Here is a 22,020-nt window from a genome sequence, read left to right as displayed (position 1 = left end):
GCGCTCATGGTGGCGCAGACCGTCGACTCGGTCGGCCCGTAGGCGTTGAACATCCGCCGTCCCGCCGACCAGCGCGCCGCCAGGCCCGGCGGGCACGCCTCACCCGCCACCACCACCGTGCCCAGCCCGTCCGGCAGCTCTTCGACGGTCGCCAGCATGGACGGCGGCAACGTCACATGCGTCACCCCGTACTCGGTCACCAGGTCTTCCAGCCGCCCGCGCGGCGGCATCCGGTCGGGCTCGCCCAGGACGAGCGCGGCGCCCGACAGCAGCGCCATGCACAGCTCCCAGAACGACGCGTCGAAACCCAGCGCCGCGAACTGCAGCACCCGCGCGGCCGGCCCCACCCCGAACCGGTCGGCCTGCCATTCCGCCAGGCTCGCCACCCCACCGTGCGTGACCAGCACGCCCTTGGGGCGGCCGGTCGAGCCGGAGGTGTAGATGACGTACGCCGGGTGGCCGGGCCGTAAGGGGACGGTCCGGTCCATGCCCGCGGGCCTCGTGGCGGGGCGGGCGTTCAGGGCGCCGGCCACGACCGGGTCGTCCCACACCAGCCGCTCGACCTGCGCGTCCCCCGCCGCGGCCTCGGTCGCGCGGGTGCAGACCACGAGCGCGGGGGCGGCGTCGGCCAGCATGAACGCGATCCGCTCCGCGGGGTACGCCGGGTCGATCGGCAGGTACGCGGCGCCCGCCTTGGCCACGCCCAGTACCACCGCGACCAGGTCGGCCGACCGTTCCATCAGGACGCCGACCAGGCGTTCCGGGCCGGCGCCGCGGGCGATCAGCTCGTGCGCCACCTGGTCGGCCCGCGCGTCCAGCTCCGCGTAGGAGAGGGTACGGTCGCCGGACACCAGCGCGACGGCGTCCGGGGTACGCGTCACCTGCGCCTCGAACAGCTCCGGGAAGGATCCGCCGCCGACCGTCCGGGCGGTGTCGTTCCACTCGCGGACCACGCGGAACCGCTCGGCCTCGTCGAGGACGTCCAGATCGCTCACCCGCCGCCGCGGGTCGGCGGCCACCTGCTCCAGCACCCGCGCCAGGCGCTCCGCCAGGGCCCGGGCGGTCGCCTCGTCGAACAGGTCGGTGGCGTAGTCGATGACGCCGCCGATCCCGGCCGGGGCGCCGCCCTCGTCGCGCTGCTCGGCGATGCTGATCTCCAGGTCGACCCGGGCGGCCACCGTCTCGCCGGCGTTCTCCGGACGCACCCGCAGGCCGGGCAGCTCCCAGGGCGACCCCGCCCGGTCGCGGTGGTGCAGCGAGAGCGCCACCTGGAAGAGCGGGTGCCGGGCCAGCGAACGGGCCGGGTTGAGCTCCTCCACCAGCCGCTCGAACGGAAGATCCTGATGGGCGTACGCGGCCAGGTCGGTCTCCCGGACGCGGGCGAGAAGTTCGGCGAACGACGGGTCGCCGCTCACGTCGGTCCGCAGCACGAGCGTGTTGAGGAAGAACCCGGCGAGATCCCCCAGGGCGGCCTCGCCGCGCCCTGCGATCGCGCTGCCGAGCGGGATGTCGGTGCCGGCGCCCATCCGGGCCAGCAGCGCCGCCACGGCCGCCTGCGCGACCATGAACATGGTGACGCCGTGCCGCTGGGCCACCTGTACCAGGCGCGCGTGGACGTCGGCGTCCACGCGCACCGGCACCGTCCCCGCGCGGAAGGACGCCTCCGCCCGCCGGGGGCGGTCCACCGGCAGGTCGATCTCCTCGGGAAGGCCGGCGAGCGCCCGCCGCCAGTACGCCGTCTGGGCCGCGATCAGGCTGCCGGGATCGTCCGGGTCGCCCAGCACCTCGCGCTGCCACAGGGCGTAGTCGGCGTACTGCACCGGCAGCGGTTCCCAGCCGGGAGCGGCGCCCGAACGCCGCGCCGCGTACGCCACTCCCAGGTCGCGCGCCAGGACGCCCATCGACCAGGCGTCCACGGCGATGTGGTGGGCCACCAGCACCAGGACGTGCTCCGGCTCCCGCCCCGGCCCCGGCCCCGGCCTCGACCTCGGCTGCGGCTCCGGCTGCGGCTGCGGCTGCGGCTGCGGCTGCGGCAAGGCCAGGAGCCGGGCGCGCCAGGGCAGTTCCCGGCCCAGGTCGAATCCCCGTGCCACCTCCCCGGACAGTGCCCCGGCCAGTGCCTCGGCCAGATCGCCGTCCCCCAGGGACGTGACGGCCAGCGCGGGACGGCCCGCCACCCCCTCGATGATCTTCTGGTGGGGCACCCCGCCGGACTCGGGGAAGATCGTGCGCAGGCTCTCGTGCCGGTCCGCCACGTCCCCCAGCGCCGCCTCCAGCGCGGGAACGTCGAGCTCGCCGGTCAACCGCAGGGCCAGGGGGACGTTGTAGGCCGCCCCCGCGCCGCCCTCCTCCAGGCGGTTGAGGAACCACATGCGCTGCTGGGCGAACGACAGCGGCACCTCGCCGGGCCGTTCCCGTGCCGCCAGCGCCGCCCGCGCCTCACCGCGTCCCGCGTCCGCCAGCCGCGCCACGCCGGCGACCGTCGGGGAGCCGAACAGCTCCCGGATGGTCACCTCGGCGCCGAGCACCGCGCGTACCCGCGCGATCAGCCGCATCGCCAGCAGCGAGTCGCCGCCGACCTCGAAGAAGGAGTCGTCGGCGCTCACCGACTCCAGGCCCAGGACCTCGGCGAACAGGCCGCACACGACCTCCTCGGCGGGGGTGGCCGGGGCCCGGCCGGTCGCCGCCGGGCCGCCGAACTCGGGGGCGGGCAGCGCGTCCCGGTCGAGCTTGCCGTTCACCGTCACCGGCAGCTCGTCCAGGACGACCACCGCGGCCGGGACCATGTGGCCGGGCAGCCGGGCGGCCGCGAACTCCCTCAACGCCCGCTCGTCCACCCCGGCCCGCCGCCCGTCCCCGCGGTCGTCCCCGCGGTCGTTCCCGGCCGCGGGCACGACGTACGCCACGAGCCGCCGGACGCCGGGCCGGTCCTCGCGGACGACGACCGCCGCCTGGCCGACCCGTTCGTGAGCGGCCAGCACGACCTCGATCTCGCCCGGCTCGATCCGGAAGCCGCGCAGCTGCACCTGCCGGTCGGCGCGGCCGAGGTGTTCGAGGGTGCCGTCCGGACGCCATCTGGCCAGGTCGCCCGAACGGTACATGCGGGATCCCGGCGGCCCGTTCACGTCGGCGACGAAACGCTGCGCGCTCAGCCCGGGGCGGTGCAGGTATCCCCTGGCCAGCCCTGGGCCGGCCACGTGGACCTCGCCCGGCACGCCCGGCGGCACCGGCTTCAGCCGCCCGTCCAGAACGTGGACCCGCAGGTCGGGGATCGGCCCGCCGATGACGCTTCCGGGCTCGGCCGCGCACGTCTCCGCGTCCAGCGCGACGTGCGTGACGTGCACCGTGGTCTCGGTGATGCCGTACATGTTGACCAGCGACGGGCCGGGGTGCCGGGCGTACCAGTCCACCAGCCGCCCCGGCTCCAGGGACTCACCGCCGAACACGACGTACCGCAGCGCCAGCTCGGGCGCGGGCGCCGCGGCGTCGGCCGCGGCCAGCTGGTAGAACGCCGACGGCGTCTGGTTCAGCACCGTGACCCGTTCGGCCGCCAGCAGGGCGAGGAACTCGCGGGGCGACCGGGAGACAAGATGGGGAACGACGACCAGGCGCCCGCCGTACGCCAGCGCCCCCCACAGCTCCCATACCGAGAAGTCGAACGCGTAGGAGTGGAAGAGCGTCCACACGTCGTCGGTTCCGAACCCGAACCAGTGGTCGGTCTCCCGCAGCAGCCGCACCACGTTCGCGTGCGGGACGACCACGCCCTTGGGGCGTCCGGTCGATCCGGACGTGTAGATCACGTAGGCGGGGTGCTCCGACCGTAACGGGGCCGTCCGATCGGTGTCGGCGGGGGCGGTGGCCGGGCGCGCCGCCAGCGCCGCCGCCGTGGCCTCGTCGTCCCAGATCAGCCGCTCGATCCGCACACTGTCCGCCGCGTCACCGGCGGGGTCACCGGTCCCGTCCGGGGGCGCGGCGCCGGTCGCGTCGGTGGCCGCGTCGGTGGTGCCGGGCAGTAGATGCGCGGTGGTGCTCGTGCACACGACCACGGCCGGGCAGGCGTCGGCCAGCATGGACGCGACCCGGTCCGCCGGATAGCCGGGGTCGACCGGAACGTAGGCCGCCCCCGCCTTCACCACGCCCAGCAGCACCGCGACCAGGTCGGCCGACCGTTCCATCACCACGCCGACCAGGTCCTCCGGGCCCACCCCCCGGGCGATCAGCTCATGCGCCAGGCGGTTGGCCCGCGCGTCCAGCTCGCCGTAGGACAGCGCCTCCCCTTCGAAGACCACGGCCACCGAGCCGGGCGCCCGCGCCGCCTGCTCGTCGAACAGGTCGGCAAGGGTCCGCTGCGGCGCCTCGTCCGTCATCGCGTCCGGCACCGCACCTGGCATCCCGTCAGGCGTCTTCCCGGTGGATTCGTTCCACGGCGGGAAGACCAGCCGGCGCTCGGCCGGATCGAGGACCTCCACCTTGGCGATCGGGACGGACGGGTCGGCCGCCACCTGCTCCAGCACCCGCACCAGCCGCCGGAGCAGCGCGGTGGCCGCGGCCTCGTCGAACACGTCGGGGCGGTACTCCAGCCGCAGGTCCAGGGTGTCGGCGGAGGCGGCCAGGAGCGTGAGGGGGTAGTGGGAGGCGTCCTCGCCCTCCGCGCCGGTCACCCGCAGGTCGTGGGGGCCGGGCGGGGCGGCGGTGCCGCGCGGGTAGTTCTGGTACGCCATGAGGGTGTCGAAGCCGGCGCCCGGCCCGGCCGCCCGCTGGATCTCCGCCAGGCCCAGATGCTGGTGGGCCATCAGGTCCAGCCGGCGGGCCTGCAGCTCCGCCAGCATCTCGCCGAACGGCCGGGCAGGGTCGAGCCGGACCCGTACCGGAACGGTGTTGGCGAACAGGCCGAGCATCCGTTCCACGCCGGGCAGGTCCGCCGGGCGGCCCGCGACCGTGGCGCCGAACACCACGTCGTCCCGGCCCACCTGGGTGGCGAGGACGAGGCCCCAGGCGCCCTGGATCACCGTGTTGAGCGTCAGGCGGTGGCCGCGGGCCAGCGCCTCCAGGTCATGGGTCAATCCTTGGCCCGCCCGCGCGGTGACGTGCCGGGGCAGGACCGGCACCACGGCGGACTCGGCCAGCCCGACCAGCGTCGGCTCGGCCGTCCCCGCCAGCTCGCGCCGCCAGGCGTCGCGGGCCGCGTCCTTGTCCTGGCGGGCGAGCCAGGCGAGGTACTCCCGGTAGGGGGTCACCGGCGGCAGCCCGCCGGCGTCGCCACCGGCCGCGTAGATCTCCTCCAGCTCCTGGAAGAGCACCGGCGTGGACCAGCCGTCGATCACGATGTGGTGCATGGTGACGACGAGGCGGTAACGTCCCCCGCCCAGCCGCACCAGCAGTAATCGCAGCAGCGGCGGCACCGCCAGGTCGAACCCGCGTTCCCGCTCCTCCTCCGCCGCTCGTGCCGCCTCGGCGTCCGCCTCGGCGGCGACCAGTGCCGTGAGGTCCAGCTCCCGCCACGGCGGTGCCACACCGGCCGCGACGACCTGGACCAGCCGCTGCGCCCCGGCGGGCTGCCGGAACCCGGCGCGCAGGCTCGCGTGCCGGTCCAGCAACGCCCGCCAGGACGACCGCAGCACCCCGACGTCCAGCGGCTCCGCCAATTCCAGGACGTGCTGGCCCACATACACGTCGCGGGCCCGCTCGTCGTACCGGGCGTGGAACAGCAGCCCTTCCTGAAGGGGGGACAGCGGCCACACGTCCTCAATGCGGATCTGAGTCATCGAGTTCCCTCTCGGCACCGCGAAACAGCATGTCGTGCACAGCGCATACGCATGGGACTTTATCAAGGACGGCTTCGAAATAGAGCTGTCCAGAGAGACGGAGAACGGGCAGGTCAGCCTGTGATTTCCGGCCTTTTTCCGTCCAAGTGAACGTCCAAGTGCACACATTGAAAAAGGCCGGATCACCAGGGTCGTGAAAGTTATCGAAGGGTGGCGGAATCGGCGTCCGGTAGATCGGTCAGCGGCTCATCCGATTTCCTCGGCGAGGCGCTCCTGCAGTTCGTCGATCTGATCCTGGCCGAGGTCGACCAGGGCGAAGTCGGACGGGGTGTGGCCGCCGCCCGGATCGGCGCCGCGGGCGGCCAGGCCCTCCAGCATGGCGGCCCACCCGCCGGCGAGGTCCGCGAGCGCGGTCTCCTCGATCAGGCCCGCCGGGCAGAGCAGCGTCAGGGTCAGTTCGGGTCCCCCGGGGAGGTCCCGGACGAGCCCGCCGGCCTCCAGCGCGTGCGGCACCGCCATGCCCGCGTCCGCTCCCCCGCCCAGGGCCGCCTCCCCGGCGGGCCGCCAGCTCTGCTCGTCCCCGGCCGGGGCGTCGCCGTCCTGGACGGTGGCGTAGCGGCCGAGGTAGTTGAAGGAGATCTGCGGGACGGGCAGTTCCGCCAGCACCGGCGCGGTCGCCGGATTGAGGTGGCGCAGCATCCCGTAGCCGAGGCCGTCACCGGGAACGGCGCGCAACTGCTCCTTGATCCGCTTGACCAGCCGGCCCGCGGCCGGTCCACCGGCCCGGACCTCGGTGAGGTCGACCGCGCCAGGATCCAGGCGTACCGGGTGGACCTTGGTGAACCACCCGACCGTACGGGTCAGGTCCATGTCCGCCGACAGCGGCTCGCGGCCGTGCCCTTCCACGTCCACCAGCACGCCACCGGCGCTTCCGCGTCCCCGCCTGCGGCGCCACTCCGTCACCGCGGCGGCCAGCCCCGCCAGCAGCACGTCGTCCACCCCGGCGTGGAACGCCGCCGGAACGGCGGTCAGCAGGGCGGAGGTCACCCGCGGCGGAAGCGATCGCGCCACCCGGTGGACGCCGCCGACCACGGTGTCGCGGGCCGGGTCGAGCGGCCGGTCGCCCAGCAGCGGATCGGGCCCCGACAGCAGGCGCGTCCAGGCTTGCAGCTCTCCGGCACGGACCTTGCCCGCCGCCTGCCCCTCCAGCTCGGTCGCCCAGCGCCGGAACGACGTCCCCACAGCCTCCAGCACCGGATCACACCCGGCCTCCACAGCCGCGTACGCCGCGGCCAGATCCGGAAGCAGCACCCGCCACGACACCCCGTCCACCACCAGGTGGTGGATCACCAGCAGCACCCGCCCCGGAACCCCCGGACCGGCATCGAACCACACCACCTGCACCATCACGCCCGCGGACGGGTCGAGCCGGTCCATCGCCTCCCAGGCCCGCTCGTCCACCAGGGCCGCGAGCGCCTCCGCGTCCAGCCCGGCGGCGTCGACGCGCCGTACGCAGTCCGCCGCGTTCACCGCGTCGGCGGAACCGGCCGGGGGCACCAGCAGCCGGGCCCCGCCGCCCGGTTCCAGCCGCGCCCTCAGCATGTCGTGGTGGTCCAGGAGCGCCCCCACGGCCGCGGCCAGCCGCCCGGCCGTCACCCCGGCGGGCGCGGTCACCAGCATGGACTGGCAGAACCGGCCCGTCAGCGCCGCCGCTCCCGCCCGGTCGGCCGTCTCGAGCATCACCGGGGTCAGCGGCACTACGCCCGTGGCCACGTCCCGGACCCGCTCCGGCTCCGCCGGACCCACGCCGGTCACGGGCGCGGCCACCCGGGCCAGCCCGGCCGGGGTGCGCAGCTCGAACACCTGCCGCGCGGTGATCACCAGACCGGCCTTCCGGGCCCGCGACACCACCAGCATCGACATGATCGAGTCGCCGCCCAGGTCGAAGAAGGAGTCCTCGGCACCGACCGCGTCCAGGCCCAGCACCTCGGCGAACAGCTCGCACAGCGCCTTCTCGGCGGGCGTGGCCGGGGCCCGGCCCGTCCCGGCCGCGCCCGGATCGGGGGCGGGCAGCGCGTCCCGGTCCAGCTTCCCGTTCACCGTCACCGGCAGCTCGTCCAGCACCACCACCGCGGCCGGGACCATGGCCTCGGGCAGCCGGGCGGCCGCGAACTCCCGCAGCCGCGCCCCGTCCACGTCCACGTCCCCGTCCATCTGGCCGGCGCCGTCCACCTGGCCCGCGCCGTTCGCCTGCCTGGCGGCGTTCGCGGCTCGGACGACGTAGGCGACCAGGCGTCGCGTTCCCGGCCGGTCCTCGCGGACGACCACCGCGGCCCGCGCGACGGACGCGTGCGCGGCCAGCACCGCCTCGATCTCCCCCGGCTCGATCCGGACGCCCCGGACCTTCACCTGCTCGTCGGCCCGGCCCGCGAACTCCAGCTCACCGCCGGGGGTCCAGCGCGCCAGGTCACCGGTCCGGTACATGCGCCGCCCGGACGCCTCGCCGGACGCCTCGCCCAACCCGCCATCGGACGCCCCACCGGACCCGCCGGACTCCCCGCCGTCCCGGTCGGGGAACGGGCAGGCCACGAAACGCTCGGCCGTCAGCCCCGCGCGTCCCATGTACCCGCGCGCCAGCTGCGTGCCGGCCACGTACAGCTCGCCGGTGACGCCCGGCGGCACCGGGCGCAGGAACCCGTCCAGGACGAACACCTCGGTGTTCCAGACCGGACGGCCGATCGGCACCGCGTTCCCGCCCTCGCCGCGCGGGCACGGCCGGGCCGTCACGCCGATCGTGGTCTCGGTCGGGCCGTAGAGGTTGTACGGGGGCGTGCCGAGCCGGTCATGGCACTCCTCCACCAGGCCGGGCGGGAGCGCCTCACCTCCGGAGAAGACGCGGCGCAGGCTCCGCGCGGCCCCGGTCGCCGCCTCCTCGCGCAGGAAGACCGCCAGCATGGACGGGACGAACTCGACCGTCGTCACGCCCTCCCGCTCCATCAGCTCCGCCAGGTAGGCCGGATCCCGGTGGCCGCCCGGACGGGCCATGACCACGGCGGCCCCGGCCATCAGCGGCCAGAACAGCTCCCAGACCGACACGTCGAAGCCCAGCGGCGACTTCTGCAGCGCCCGTTCGCCGGCCTCCAGCCCGAACTCCCCCTGCATCCAGGCCAGCTGGTTGACCATGGCGGCGTGCGAGACGACCACGCCCTTGGGCCGCCCCGTCGAACCGGAGGTGTGGATGACGTACGCCGGATGCCCGGCGCGCAAGGGGGCGGTCCGGTCGGCGTCGCGGGGGGCCGTGCCGGGACGGCCGGACAGCGCGGCCTCCGTCTCCGGGCCGTCCCACGGCAGCGTTTCGATCCCGGTGCCCGCCACCAGGGTCTCGGTCGCGACCGTGCAGACCGCCACGGCGGGGCGCGCGTCCGCCAGCATGAACGCGGCCCGTTCCGCCGGGTACTCCGGGTCCACCGGGACGTAGGCCGCGCCCGCCTTCAGCACTCCCAGCAGGACCGCCAGCAGGTCGGCCGACCGTTCCATGACGACGGCGACCCGGTCCTCGGGGCCGACCCCGCGCGCGATCAGCTCGTGCGCCAGGCGGTTCGCGCGCTCGTCCAGGGCCGCGTAGGACAGCGACACCTCACCGGACACCACCGCGACCGCGTCCGGCGAACGCGACACCTGGTCCTCGAACAGCGCCACCCATGAGCCGTCCGGCACCGCCCGGCCGGTGTCGTTCCAGTCCCGTACGGCCTTCCGCCGTTCCTCGGCGGACAGGAGCTCGACCTCGCTCACGCGGATCCCCGGGTCGGCCGCCACCTGTTCCAGGACCCGCACCAGCCGGTCTCCCAGGGCACGGGCCGCCGCCTCGTCGAACAGGTCGGCGGCGTATTCGATCACGCCCTCCATCCCGGCCGCGGCGCCGTCGTCACCGCGGCGCTCTTCCAGGGTGACGGACAGGTCGAACTTGGCCGCCAGCGACCCGCCCTGCATCGGCTCGACCCGGAGGCCGGGCAGGTCCCAGTGCGTGGGCGGGATGCTCTCCACCGCCAGCATGATCTGGAACAGCGGGTGGCGGGCCAGCGAACGCGCCGGGTTGAGGTCCTCCACCAGCCGCTCGAAGGGCAGTTCCTGGTGGGCGTAGGCGGCCAGGTCGGTCTCCCGGACGCGGTCGAGCAGGTCGGTGAACGTCGGGTCGCCGCTCACGTCCGTCCGCAGCACCAGCGTGTTGACGAAGAACCCGGCCAGGTCCTCCAGCGCCGCGTCGCCACGGCCGGCGATCGCGGTGCCGACCGGGATGTCGGTGCCCGCGCCCATCCTGGTCAGCAGCATCGCCAGCGCGGCCTGGGCGACCATGAACATCGTGGCGCCACCGCGCCGGGCCGCGCCCGCCAGCCTTGCGTGGACGTCCGCGCCGACCCGGAGCGGCACCGTCTCGCCCCGGTACGAGGCCACCGCCGGGCGGGGGCGGCTCACCGGGAGGTCGAGCTCCTCGGGCAGGCCTCCCAGGGCCTCCCGCCAGTACCCCAGCTGGGCGGAGATCAGGCTGTCCGGATCGCCGGGATCGCCGAGCGACTCGCGCTGCCACAGCGCGTAGTCGGCGTACTGCAGCGGCAGCGGCTCCCAATCGGGAGCCCGGCCCGAGCGCCGCGCCGCGTACGCCACGCCCAGGTCGCGGGCCAGCACGCCGATCGACCAGCCGTCCACGGCGATGTGGTGGGCGACCACCACCAGCACGAACTCCGACGGCGCGAGCACCAGCAGCCGGGTCCGCCAGGGCGGCTCGCGGTCCAGCTCGAAGCCCCGGCTCATCTCGGCCGCCGCCACCCCGGCCAGGTCCCGCTCGCCGACCTCCTCGACCACGAGGGCGGGACGGCCCGCCGCGCCGTGCAGGACCTGCTGGCGGGGCGTCCCGTCGGTCTCGGGGAACACCGTGCGCAGGCTCTCGTGCCGGTCCGCCACATCGGCCAGCGCGGCCTCCAGGGCCGCGACGTCGAGGTCGCCCGACAGCCGCAGCGCCATCGGCACGTTGTAGGCCGCGCGGGCCGCCCCCTCGCCGCCCTCCTCCAGCCGGTTCAGGATCCACATGCGCTGCTGCGCGTACGACAGCGGCATCACCTCGGGCCGTTCCCCGGCCACCGGCGCCGCCGGCCGGGTGCCTGCGGACGGGCCGCCGCCCCCGCCGCCCGAACGGGCGTCCTCGACGAGCCGGGCCACGGCGGCGGGCGACGGCGCGTTGAAGAAGTCGCGGATGCTCACGTCCGCGTCCAGGACGGCGCGGATCCGCGCGATGAGGCGCATCGCGAGCAGGGAGTCGCCGCCCAGCTCGAAGAAGGAACCGTCGGGGCCGGCCGACTCCACGCCGAGGACATCGGCGAACAGGCCGCACAGCAGTTCCTCGGTCACCGTCGCCGGGGCCCGGCCCGCCGCGAGGGCGGCGAAGCCGGGCGCGGGCAGCGCGTCCCGGTCGAGCTTGCCGTTCACCGTCACCGGCAGCGCGTCCAGCACCACCACGGCCGCCGGGACCATGTGGCCGGGCAGGCGGGCGGCGGCGTACTCGCGCAGCGCGTTCCCGTCCACGCCGTCGCCGGGGCGGGCGGGGACGACGTACCCCACCAGCCGCCGGTCGCCCGGCCGGTCCTCGCGGACGACGACCGCCGCCTGGCCGGCCGCCTCGTGACCGGCGAGCACCGCCTCCACCTCGCCCGGCTCGACGCGGAAGCCGCGCAGCTGCACCTGCCGATCGGCGCGGCCGAGGTGTTCGAGGGTGCCGTCCGGACGCCATCTGGCCAGGTCGCCCGACCGGTACATGCGCGAGCCCGGAGGGCCGTACGGGTCGGCGACGAAGCGCCCGGCGCTCAGCCCCGGCCGGCCGAGGTACCCACGGGCCAGGCCCGCGCCCGCGACGTACACCTCGGCCGCCGGGCCGGGCGGCACCGGCCGCAGCCAGTCGTCCAGCAGATGGACCCGCAGGTCCGGGATGGGCCGGCCGATGAGGCCGCCCGGGTCGGCCGCGCACGTTTCCGCGTCCAGCGGCGCGTACGTGACGTGCACCGTCGTCTCGGTGATGCCGTACATGTTCACCAGCACCGGCTCCGGATGCCGGGCGTACCAACCGGTCAGCCTGCCCGGTTCGAGGGCCTCGCCGCCGAACACCACGTACCGGAGCGCCAGGCCGTCCGCCGGGCTCTCCGCGTCGGCCGCCATGAGCTGGTAGAACGCCGACGGGGTCTGGTTGAGGACGGTGACCCGCTCGGCGGACAGCAGCGCCAGGAAGTCGCGGGGCGACCGCGAGACCAGGTACGGGACGACGACCAGGCGCCCCCCGTACAGCAGCGCGCCCCACATCTCCCAGACCGAGAAGTCGAACGCGTAGGAGTGGAACAGCGTCCACACGTCGCCGGGGCCGAACCCGAACCAGTGGTCGGTCTCCCGCAGCAGGCGGATGACGTTGGCGTGGGGGACCATCACGCCCTTGGGGCGCCCGGTCGACCCGGAGGTGTAGATGACGTACGCGGGGTGACCGGGCCGCAGCGGGACCGTGCGGTCGGTGTCGGCGGGGGCCGTCGCGGGGCGGCGGGCCAGCGCCTCGGCGGTGCCCGGGTCGTCCCACACGAGGGTCCCGAAGCCCAGCTCCGCACCCGTTTCCGCTCTGGGCTCCGCTCCCGTTTCCGCCCTCGGCTCCGCTGCGGCTGCGGCCGCGGCGACGACGTCCCTGGTCGTGGTCGTGCACACGACCATCGAGGGGCGCGCGTCGGCCAGCATGAACCCGATCCGGTCCGCCGGGTACCCCGGGTCCACCGGTACGTACGCCGCGCCCGCCTTCACCACGCCCAGCAGCACCGCGACCAGGTCCGCCGACCGTTCCATGACCACGCCGACCAATGCCTCGGGCCCGGCACCGCGGGCGATCAGCTCGTGCGCGAGGCGGTTCGCGCGCTCGTCCAGCTCGCGGTAGGTCCACCGCGTGTCACCGGAAACCACGGCCACCGCGTCCGGCGTTCGCACCGCCCGCTCCTCGAACAGCGCGGCCAGGGACCCCTCCGGGGCAGGCCGGTCGAGGGCGGCCCGGCCCCGCGCCAGCAGCTCCCGTTCGGCCTCGTCCAGGATCTCCAGCCGGCTGACCCGCACCCGCGGGTCGGCGGCGACCTGCTCCAGCACCCGCACCAGCCGGTCCACCAGGGAACGGGCGGTCGCCTCGTCGAACAGGTCGGCGGCGTACTGGACGTCCCCGCCGATCCCGGCCGGGGCGCCCTCCTCGTCCCGGTGCTCGGCCAGGGCCAGCGACAGGTCGAACTTCGCCGTGACCGTCTCCTCCAGCGGCGGCAGCGGGTGCACGCGCAGGCCCGGCAGCTCCCACGGCGTCTCCGCGCGGGGAATGTTGTGGAACGTCAGCATCACCTGGAACAGCGGGTGGCGGGCCAGCGAACGGGCCGGGTTCAGGTCCTCCACCAGCCGCTCGAACGGCAGGTCCTCGTGCGCGTACGCGGCCAGGTCGGTCTCCCGGACGCGTTCCAGCAGCTCGGTGAACGTCGGGTCGCCGCTGACGTCCGTGCGCAGCACCAGCGTGTTGATGAAGAACCCGGCGAGGTTCTCCAGCGCCGCGTCGCCGCGCCCGGCCACCGCCGTGCCGATCGGGACGTCGGTGCCCGCCCCCATCCGGGCCAGGAGGGCCGCCAGCGCCGCCTGCGCCACGATGAACATCGTGGACCTGGTCCGCTGCGCCACCTCCACCAGGCGGGCGTGCGCCTGCGCGCCGACCCACACCGGCACCGAACCGCCCCGGAACGACGCCTCCGCCGGGCGGGGCCGGTCGACCGGCAACGCCAGCTCCTCCGGCAGACCGGCCAGGGCCTCCCGCCAGTAGCCCAGCTGGGCCGAGATCAGGCTGCCCGGATCGTCCAGGTCGCCCAGAATCTCGCGCTGCCACAACGCGTAGTCGGCGTACTGCACCGGCAGCGGCTCCCAATCGGGAGCCCGGCCCGAGGACCGCGCCGCGTACGCCACGCCCAGGTCGCGGGCCAGGACGCCCATCGACCAGCCGTCCACGGCGATGTGGTGCGCCACGAGCAGCAGCACGTACTCCGGTTCAGGCTTCGGCTCCGTCAGGGCCGGGCCCGTAAGGGCCGAGTCGGTCACGGCCGGATCAGCCACGGCCGGGTCGGTCAGGGCCTGGTCGGTCAGGGCCAGCAGGCGGACCCGCCAGGGCGGTTCGCGGTCCAGCTCGAAGCCCCGTCGCATCTCGTCGAGCATCACCCCGCCCAGGGCGGGCTCGCCGATCTCCTCGACGGGCAGGCGAGGGCGGCCCTCCGCGCCGTGCAGCACCCGCTGGTGCGGCACGCCGGACGCCTCCGGGTAGAGCGTGCGCAGGCTCTCGTGCCGGTCCGCCAGATCACCCAGCGCGGCCTCCAGCGCGGCCACGTCCAGCTCACCCGACAGCCGCAGCGCCAGAGGAATGTTGTACGCGGCCCCGGCTCCCGCCTCCCGCAACCGGTTCAGGAACCACATGCGCTGCTGCGCGTACGACAGCGGCACCACTTCGGGCCGTTCCCGTACCGCGAGCGGCGTCCTCGCCTCCCGCCGCCCGGCCTCCACGAGGCGCGCCACGCCCGCCACCGTCGGGTCGGCGAACAGCTCCCGGACGCCGACCTCGGCGTCCAGCACCGCGCGGACCCGCGCCACCAGGCGCATCGCCAGGAGCGAATCCCCGCCGAGCTCGAAGAACGAATCCTCGGCGCCCACCGTCTCCAGCCCGAGGACCTCGGCGAACAGCCCGCACAGGACCTCCTCGGCGGGCGTGGCGGGACCGCGGCCGCGCACCGCGCCGGTGAAATCGGGGGCGGGCAGCGCGGCCCGGTCCACCTTGCCGTTCACCGTCACCGGCAGCTCGTCCAGCACCACCACCGCGGCCGGGACCATGTAGTCGGGCAGCCGAGCCGCGGCGAACTCCCGGACCGCGCCCCCGTCCACGCCCGTTCCCGGGTCGGCGGCGACGACGTAGGCCACCAGGCGCACCACGCCCGGCTGGTCCGTGCGGGCGACCACCGCGACCCGGCCGACCCGCTCGTGCCCGGCCAGCACCGCCTCGACCTCGCCGGGCTCGATCCGGAACCCGCGGATCTTCACCTGCTGGTCGGCGCGCCCGGCGAACTCCAGCCCGCCGTCGCCGGTCCACCGGGCCAGGTCGCCGGTCCGGTACATCCGCCCGCCGAACGGGCAGGCCACGAACCGTTCGGCGGTCAGCCCGGGACGGTTCACGTACCCGCGCGCCAGGCCCGCGCCCGCCACGTACAGCTCACCGGTCACGCCGGGCGGGACGGGACGCAGGAAGCCGTCCAGGACGAAGGCCCGGGCGTTGTCCATCGGGGCGCCGATCGGCACCGGGGAGGGGACGGTGTCACCGGAGGCGAACGGGATCTGCGTGGTGAACGCGGTCGTCTCGGTCGGGCCGTAGGTCGAGCGGACGACCAGGTCCGGATGGGCCTCCAGCAGGGCGGTGATCCCGGCCGCGGGCACGACGTCCCCGCCGGTCGAGACCTCGCGAACGCCGGCGAACATCTCCGGTGCCTGCTCGGCCAGCATGGCGAACAGGCCGGCGGTCAGATGCACGTTGGTGACCCCGTACTCGGCGATCAGCCGGGCGCGCTGCGCCGCGTCCGCCTCGCCGGGCGGGACGATCACCAGGCGGCCGCCCCGCAGCAGCGGCGTCCACAGCTCGTAGGTGGATGCGTCGAAGGCGTGATTGGCCTGCACCAGCACCCGCCGGACCACCTCGTCGTCCCAGCAGCGGTCGAGGCAGAAGCCCACGACGTTGCCGTGCGTGACCGCAACGCCCTTGGGCACACCGGTCGACCCCGAGGTGTACATGACGTACGCGAGGTTCTCCGGTGAGACCCGCGGCAGGGGCCTGTCCGGGTCCCGGTCCGACGCCGGAGCGGAACCCGGAGCCGGAGCGGAACCCGGAGCCGGAGCAGGGGCAGGAGCCGGAGCGGGGGCAGAGTCCGTGGCCGTGCCGACCTCCATCACCTCGATGGGCGGATCGCAGGAGCCCTCGCGGAAGAGGGCATGGCCCGCGCCGGCCTCGTCGACCAGGACCAGCGAGATCTTCGCCTCGGCCACGACCGCGCGTAACCGCTCGGCCGGATGAGCGGCGTCCAGCGGGACGTAGGCCGCTCCCGCCTTCAGCACGCCCAGGAGCGCGACGACCAGCTCGGCCGACCTCCGCATCACCACGCCGACCAGGCATTCCGGTCCCACGCCGCGGCCGGCCAGCTCCCGCGCCAGCCGGTCGGCCCGCGCGTTCAGCTCCGCGTAGGTCAGCTCGGCGCCGGTCGGCCCGGCGCCGGTCGGCCCGGCGGCAGTCGGCTCGGCGGCGGTCGGCCCGGCGCCGGTCGGCCCGGCGGCAGTCGGCTCGGCGGCGGTCGGCTCGGCGGCGGTCGGCTCGGCGTTGGTCGGCTCGGCGGAGCCGGACACCACGGCCACGGCGTCCGGGGTACGGGCGGCCTGGGCTTCGAACAGCTCCGCCAGGGAGCCGTCCGGGACCGGCCACGCGGTGTCGTTCCACTCGCGCGTGACGCGGTGCCGCTCGGCGCCGTCCAGAGGATCCAGATCCGCGAGCCGCGCGCCGGGGTCGGCGGCCATCAGCGCCAGCAGCCGCACCAGCCGCTCCACCAGCGCGCGGGCAGCGCCCTCGTCGAACAGGTCGGGACGGTAGTCCAGCCGCACCTCCACCTCGCCGGCCGGTGACACCACCAGCGTGAGCGGGTAATGGGAGGCGTCCTCGCTGCCCGCGCCGGCGAGTTCGAGACCGCCGAAGGACGGCGGCCCGTCCGGGCTGCGCGGATAGCTCTCGTACACGACCAGGGTGTCGAACCCGGCGCCCGGTCCGGCGGCGCGCTGGACGTCCACCAGCCCCAGGTGCTGATGGTCGATCAGGTCCGCCTGCAAGCCCTGCAGTTCGGTGAGCGTCTCCGCGACCGTCCGCGCGGGGTCGAGCCGCACCCGTACGGGGACGGTGTTGATGAACAGGCCGAGCATCCGTTCCACGCCGGGCAGGTCCGCCGGGCGCCCGGCGACGGTGGCGCCGAACACCACGTCGCGCCGCCCGGTCAGGACCCCGAGCAGGATCCCCCAGGCGCCCTGGACCATCGTGTTCACCGTCAGGCCGTGCTCCCGCGCCACCGTCCGCAGCGCCTCCGCCGGTCCCGCGCCGAGGCGCACCTCGACGTGGTGCGGCACCACCGGTCGCCAGTCCCGGTCGCCTGGCCCTACCAGCGTGGGGCCGTCCACGTCTTCCAGGGCCCGCCGCCACGCCTCGCGCGCCGCGTCCCGGTCTCGCCGTTCCAGCCAGGCCAGGTAGTCCCGGTACGGGGCCACCGGCGGCAGCACCCCGGGGTCGCCGCCGGCCGCGTACAGCCGGGACAGCTCACCGAGCAGCACCGGCATCGACCAGCCGTCCATCACGAGGTGATGGGTGGTGACCACCATCCGGTGCCGTGCCCCGCCCAGCCTGATCAGCAGGATCCGCAGCAGCGGCGGCACCGCCAGGTCGAACCGCCGGGCGCGTTCCTCCTCGGCCAGCCGGGACGCCTCGGCGGCGGCCTCGGCCGGGTCGTACGCGGACAGGTCCGCCTCCCGCCACGGCACCTCCACGCCGCGCACGATGACCTGGACGGGAGCGCCGGAGACGCGGCGGTGGAAGCCCGCCCGCAGGCTGGCATGCCGGTCCAGCAACGCCTGCCAGGACGACCGCAGCAGGCCCGTGTCCAGGGGCCCGGTCAGGTCCAGGGCGCGCTGCCCCACGTACAGGTCGCGGGCCCCCTCGTCGTAGCGGGCATGGAACAGCAGCCCTTCCTGTAGCGGCGACAGCGGCCAGACCTCGGCCAGCGCGGACCTCTTCACGACGCGGTTCCCCTCTCCCCGATGCCTTCCGCGAGTGCCTCGAACTCCTCCAGCTCGTCCTGGCTGATCCGGGCCAGGGGAAAGTCGGAGGGTGTGTGGCCGCCGCCGGAACCGGCGGTGTGGGCGACCAGGCCGCCGAGCATCGCCTCCCACCCGGCCACCAGCTCCCGCAGTTCCGTGTCGTCCCACAGCCCGGCCGGGCCTTGGAGTGTGACGGTCAGCTCGGGCCCGCCGGGCAGGTCCCGCACCATCCCGCCGGCCTGGAGCGCGTGGGCGGCGGCCATCCGCGGATCGGCCGTACCGCCCAGCACGCCGTCGCCGGTGGGCAGCCAGCCGGCCCGCGCCTCCTCCGCGCCGGGCGCGTCACCGGCGGAGAAGCGGCCCAGGTAGTTGAAGGCGATCTGCGGTACGGGCAGGCCCTCCAGGACGGGCGCGGTGGCCGGGTTGAGGTGGCGCAGCAACCCGAAACCTAGGCCGTCGCCGGGGACGTTCCGCAGCTGTTCCTTGACCCGCTTGACCAGCGTGCCCGCGTCGGCGCCGCCGGCCCTCACCCCGGCGTGGTCGATCCCGCCGGGATCCAGCCGTACCGGGTGGACGGCGGTGAACCAGCCCACCGTGCGGCTCAGGTCCATCCCGGCGGCGAGCGGTTCCCGGCCGTGGCCCTCCACGTCCACCAGCAGCCCGCCGGGCGCGTGCCGGCCCTGCTTGCGGCGCCACTCGTCGACCGCCGCGACCAGGCCCGCCAGCAGCACGTCCTCGATGCCCGCGTGGAAGGCCGCCGGGACGCGGGTCAGCAGGTCCGCGCTCGCCCCGGTGGGCAGGGTCAGCGCCGCGCCACGGATCCCGGCCGCGACGGTGTCCACGGCCGGGTCCAGGACGCGGCGGCCCAGCACGGGGCTGGGGCCGGCCAGCATCGCGGACCAGACCGGCAGCTCGGCGACCCGTTCCCGGCCCACCGCCTGCGCCGCCAGCTCGCGGGCCCAGCCGCGGAACGAGGTCGGCACCGGCGCCGGCGCAGGCTCCCGCCCGGCCTCCACCGCCGCGTACGCCGCGGCCAGATCGGGCAGGAGCACCCGCCACGACACCCCGTCGACGACCAGGTGGTGGATCACCAGCAGCACCCGTCCCCCGCCGGGGCCCGCACCGGCAGCGGTATCGCCGCGGGTGTCGGTGTTGGCGCCGGTACCGGTGTCGGCGCGGGTATCGCCGCCGGTGTCGGTGTCGAGGCGGGTGTCGAACCAGACGACACGGAGCATCGCGCCGCGGCGCGGGTCCAGTTCGGCGGTCGCCTCGCGGGCGCGGGCGGTCATCGCCTCCGCCAGCGCGTCGGGGGCGAGCCCCGCCGCGTCCACCCGTTCCACGCAGCCGTCCGCCCGGACGCGTCCGGGGGAGCCCGCCGGGACGACCAGCCGGGGCGGCTCGTCCGCGGGCAGTTCCAGCCGGGCCCGCAGCATGTCATGCCGGTCCAGCACCGCCTGCACGGCCGCGACCAGGCGTTCCCTCGTCATCCCGGGCGGGACGGTCACCACCATCGACTGGGAGAGGCCGCCCGCCAGGACCTCCAGGCCGGACCGCGCGGCCAGTTCGCTCATCACCGGCGTCAGGGGCACCACGCCCTCGCCGCCGTCCCCTTCCCCATCCCCATCCCCGCCACCATCGCCGGACCTGGCCCCGCCCGAGGGTGCGCCGTCGGTGACCACCTCGGCGACCGCGGCCAGCGCCTCCGGCGTCCGCAGCTCGAAGATCTGCCGGGCGGTGATCTCCACGCCCGCGCGGCGGGCCCGCGCCACCACCAGCATCGACATGATCGAGTCACCGCCGAGCGCGAAGAAGGAGTCCTCGGCGCCGACCGTCTCCAGGCCCAGCACCTCGGCGAACAGGCCGCACAGCAGTTCCTCCACCGCCGTCGCCGGGCCCCGGCCCGCCGCCGGCGCGGCTAAGCCGGGGGCGGGCAGCGCGGCCCGGTCGAGCTTCCCGTGGGCGGTGACCGGGAGGGTGTCGAGCAGCACCACCGCCGCGGGCACCATGTGGTCGGGCAGCCGGGCGGCGACGTACGCGCGCAGCTCATCGCCGCCGGGCCGATCCGCCTCCGGCGAGGCAGACGCGACGGGCTCGGCGGACGCGACGGGCTCGGCGGACGCGACGGGGACGGCATAGGCGACCAGGCGCCTGGGGCCCGGCCCGTCCTCGCGGACGACGACCACGGCCCGTTCCACCCGCTCGTGGCTTGCCAGCACCGCCTCGATCTCGCCCGGCTCCACCCGGAACCCGCGGATCTTCACCTGCTCGTCCGCGCGGCCGGCGAACTCCAGTTCGCCGCCCTCGGTCCACCGGGCCAGGTCACCCGTCCGGTACATCCGCTCGCCCCCGGACGCACCGGCGCCGTCGCCGCCCGCCCCGGGGAACGGGCAGGCCACGAACCGCTCGGCGGTCAGCCCCGGACGGCCCGCGTACCCGCGTGCCAGCCCGGCGCCCGCGACGTACAGCTCGCCGACCGTTCCCGGCGGTACGGGTCGCAGGAGGCCGTCCAGGACGTAGGTCCGGGTGTTGCGGATCGGCCAGCCGATCGGGACCGCGGGCCGGGTGGCCGCGTCCGTGCCCAGCGGCGCCGTCATCGTCGCGCACACCGTCGTCTCGGTCGGGCCGTAGGCGTCGACCATCCGGCGGCCGGCCGCGTACCGGCCCACCAGGCCGGGCGGGCAGGCCTCGCCCGCGACCACCAGCGTGTCCAGCCCCTCCGGCAGGTCCTCCAGCGTCGCCAGCAACGAGGGCGGCAGCGTCACGTGCGTCACCCCGTGCGCAGTCACGAGGTCGTCCAGCCGCCCGTTCGGCGGCAGCCGGTCCGGCTCCGCCACGACGAGCGCGGCGCCCGACAGCAGCGCCGTGCACAGCTCCGCCACCGCCGCGTCGAACCCCAGCGCCGCGAACTGCAGGACCCGCGAGTCCGGCCCGACCCCGAACCCGTCGCGCATGGCCTCGGCCATGCTCGCGATCCCCCGGTGGGAGACCACCACGCCCTTGGGCAGCCCGGTCGAACCGGAGGTGTAGATGACGTACGCCGGATGGGCGGGCCGCAGCGGCGCCACCCGGTCGCCGTCCACCGGCGCGCGCCCCGGGCAGCCGGCCAGCGCGGCCCGCGTCTCCGGAGCGTCCCACACCAGGCGCTCCCAACCGCCCGGACGCGCACCGGCCTCCTCGGGTAACCCGCCCGGCTCGCTCAACTCGCCGGGCTCGCCGGGTAACGCGTCGGGCTTGTCGGGTAACGCGCCCGCGGTCGCGTTCGTGCACACCACCGCCACGGGACGCGCGTCGGCCAGCATGAACGCGATCCGCTCCGCCGGGTAGGCGGGATCGACCGGTACGTACGCCGCCCCGGCCTTGACCACGCCCAGCAGGACCGCGATCTGGTCCGCCGAGCGTTCCATGACCACGCCGACCGTGTTCTCCGGCCCCGCGCCCCGCCGGATCAGCCAGTGCGCCACCCGGTTGGCCCGCTCGTCCAGCTCCGCGTAGGTCCACTCCTGGCCGGCGGAGATCAGCGCGAGGGCGTCCGGGGTCCGCGCCGCCTGCGCCTCGAACAGATCCGCCAGCGAACCCTCCGGCACCGGCCGGGCGGTGTCGTTCCACTCCTCCAGGACGCGGCGCCGCACGGCCTCGTCCAGCGGGTCGAGATCGCCCGGGCGGGCGTCCGGATCGGCCGCCATCCGCTCCAGCACCCCTACCAGCCGTCCCACCAGGGCTCGCGCCTCGTCCTCGCCGAACACGTCGGCCCGGTGGTCCAGGCGCAGTTCCATCTCGTCGCCCGGCGTCACCACCAGGGTGAGCGGGTAGTGGGAGGCGTCGTCGTTCCCGGTGCCGCTGACCTCCAGGCCGCCCAGCCGCAGCGGGCCGGACGGGTCGCGCGGGTAGTTCTGGTAGACGAGGAGCGTGTCGAACGCGGCGCCCGGGCCCGCGGCGCGCTGGATCTCCGCCAGGCCCAGGTGCTGGTGGTCGAGCAGGCCGGTCTGCCGCTCCTGGAGGTCGGCCAGCGCCTCCGCGAACGGCCGGTGCGGATCCAGCCGGACCCGCACCGGGACGGTGTTGACGAACAGCCCGAGCATCCGTTCCACGCCGGGAAGCTCCGGCGGCCGCCCGGCCACCGTGGCGCCGAACACCACCTCGCGCCGCCCGGCCAGCTCACCGACGAGGACGGCCCACGCCCCCTGGAGCAACGTGTTCAAGGTCAGCCCGCGGGCACGGGCGGTGTCCCGCAGCGCCCGCGTCAGGTCCGCTCCCGCCCGCGCGGACACGTGGCGGGGCTTCTCCGGCGTCTCGGCGGGGACGGCCGGCGCGACCTGCGTCGGCTCGTCCACTCCCG

3 protein-coding genes (1 of these 3 cut by a window edge) are annotated in these 22,020 nt (G+C 75.5%); all 3 read right to left on the bottom strand.

Annotated features, from left to right (window positions below; genetic code table 11):
* On the bottom strand, window positions 1-5,765 hold a 5,765-nt coding region (locus IW256_RS40655), incomplete at its 3' end, for a non-ribosomal peptide synthetase (protein ID WP_197016005.1).
* Window positions 5,766-6,011: 246 nt separating this feature from the next.
* Window positions 6,012-17,663 (bottom strand): non-ribosomal peptide synthetase, encoded by an 11,652-nt coding sequence (locus IW256_RS40650; protein WP_197016004.1) that lies wholly within the window; start codon window positions 17,661-17,663, stop codon window positions 6,012-6,014.
* On the bottom strand, window positions 17,660-22,020 hold the 3' portion of the coding sequence (locus IW256_RS40645) for a non-ribosomal peptide synthetase (RefSeq protein ID WP_197016003.1). It continues 703 nt past the right edge of the window; 4,361 of the gene's 5,064 nt are visible here — the last part of the coding sequence; its start codon lies off the right edge, out of view; it ends in the stop codon at window positions 17,660-17,662. The genes IW256_RS40650 and IW256_RS40645 overlap by 4 nt, the downstream gene beginning before the upstream one ends.

The sequence above is a fragment of the Actinomadura viridis genome, from assembly GCF_015751755.1.
Classification (GTDB): Bacteria; Actinomycetota; Actinomycetes; order Streptosporangiales; family Streptosporangiaceae; genus Spirillospora; species Spirillospora viridis.
Note: the sequence above shows the minus strand (reverse complement) of the source record. Positions and strands in the feature narration are given on the sequence as shown.